Here is a 612-nt window from a genome sequence, read left to right on the forward strand (position 1 = left end):
AAATTGCGTCGTGCCATGGTACGTCCTGGACGGGACCAATTGACTGGAGCCATTGAAATTGATGAAACTTATGTCGGAGGGGTGGGAGTAAAAGTCCGTGGCCGAGGCGCTAAACGGAAAGCGATTGTTGCAATAGCAGCAGAAGTTCGGAGGCGTGGACCTGGCAGAATACGTATGTCGGTTATTCCAGATGTATCGGCGATAAGCCTCCGTGAATTCGTTTCGAATAACGTTACAAAGGGGGCGGAGATCCGGACTGATGGATGGAAGGGTTATAATGGCATCGAGTCTATGGGTTACAGACACATTGTAACGAATATCTCTGATAGTGGAAATCCTGCTCATGTTGTTATGCCGCGTGTTCATCGTGTTGCATCTCTTTTGGACCGATGGTGGCTTGGAATTCATCAAGGAGCGATAAGGCCGTCGCACCTTGATTATTACCTTGATGAGTTCACGTTCAGGTTTAACCGTCGTACATCCAGAGCCCGTGGTTTACTTTTCTACCGCCTGATGGAGCAAGCAGTAGATTGCGCGCCTGTGTCGCGCCAAATGATTATTGGAGGTAACCCTCTACATATAGTGGGCGGTTGAGTTAACTGCATACCCAGT

1 protein-coding gene is annotated in these 612 nt (G+C 48.9%); it reads left to right on the forward strand.

Annotated features, from left to right (window positions below; genetic code table 11):
* Positions 1–594, forward strand: a 594-nt coding sequence (locus P1P89_23315; GenBank protein MDF1594452.1) for an IS1595 family transposase, incomplete at its 5' end; no start/stop codon positions are given.
* Positions 595–612 lie beyond the last annotated feature (18 nt).

The organism is Desulfobacterales bacterium (genome assembly GCA_029211065.1).
In the GTDB taxonomy this organism is placed as follows: domain Bacteria; phylum Desulfobacterota; class Desulfobacteria; order Desulfobacterales; family JARGFK01; genus JARGFK01.